This is a genomic window from Pseudoalteromonas sp. CO109Y (assembly GCF_004208935.1).
Lineage (GTDB): Bacteria > Pseudomonadota > Gammaproteobacteria > Enterobacterales > Alteromonadaceae > Pseudoalteromonas > Pseudoalteromonas shioyasakiensis.
In genome coordinates this window covers 1-1186 of the sequence record NZ_SGPD01000047.1, presented here as the reverse complement: position 1 = coordinate 1186, position 1186 = coordinate 1, and the positions used below count along the sequence as shown (strand labels likewise).

Below are 1186 nucleotides of genomic sequence, written 5' to 3'. Positions count from 1 at the left end.
ATTACTCAACGATAGTTGCAACAACACCAGCACCAACTGTACGGCCACCTTCACGGATAGCGAAGCGTAAACCTTCGTCCATCGCGATTGGGCAGATTAGTTCTACAGTCATCTTGATGTTATCACCAGGCATTACCATTTCAACGCCGTCTGGTAACTGTACGTCACCTGTTACGTCAGTTGTACGGAAGTAGAACTGTGGACGGTAACCTTTGAAGAATGGAGTGTGACGACCACCTTCATCTTTAGAAAGTACGTATACTTCTGAAGTGAACTTCGTGTGTGGAGTGATTGAACCAGGCTTAGCTAGTACTTGACCACGTTCAACGTCTTCACGCTTAGTACCACGTAGAAGTGCACCGATGTTCTCACCCGCACGACCTTCGTCTAGAAGCTTACGGAACATCTCAACACCTGTACAAGTTGTCTTCGTAGTTTCTTTGATACCTACGATTTCAACTTCGTCATTCACGTTGATGATACCAGCTTCAACACGGCCAGTTACAACAGTACCACGACCTTGGATTGAGAATACGTCTTCGATAGGCATGATGAATGGCTTATCGATGTCACGCTCTGGCTCTGGGATGTAAGAATCTAGTGCTTCTGCAAGCTCAACGATTTTGTCTTCCCACTCTTTCTCGCCTTCTAACGCTTTAAGCGCTGAACCTTGGATTAGTGGTAAGTCATCACCTGGGAAGTCGTACTCAGAAAGAAGTTCACGAACTTCCATCTCAACTAGCTCAAGTAGCTCTTCGTCGTCAACCATGTCACATTTGTTCATGAATACGATGATGTAAGGTACACCAACCTGACGAGAAAGTAGGATGTGCTCACGAGTTTGTGGCATAGGACCGTCAGTCGCAGCAACTACTAGGATTGCGCCGTCCATTTGAGCAGCACCAGTGATCATGTTTTTAACATAATCGGCGTGTCCTGGACAGTCTACGTGTGCGTAGTGACGAGTTGGAGTATCGTACTCAACGTGTGAAGTTGAGATTGTGATACCACGCTCACGCTCTTCTGGAGCGTTATCGATTGATGCGAAGTCTTTAGCTACACCACCGTATACTTTTGCAAGTACGTTAGTGATTGCTGCTGTTAGAGTTGTTTTACCGTGGTCAACGTGGCCGATTGTACCAACGTTTACGTGCGGTTTTACGCGTTCAAACTTTTCTTTTGCCAT

The 1186-nt window shown here is 46.1% G+C and carries 1 protein-coding gene; it reads right to left on the bottom strand.

The genetic code is table 11. The annotated features are described in order from the left end of the window. Position 1: 1 nt before the first annotated feature. Complete coding sequence (gene tuf / locus EXT43_RS20470; protein ID WP_054564107.1) at positions 2-1186, bottom strand: elongation factor Tu; 1185 nt, start codon at positions 1184-1186, stop codon at positions 2-4.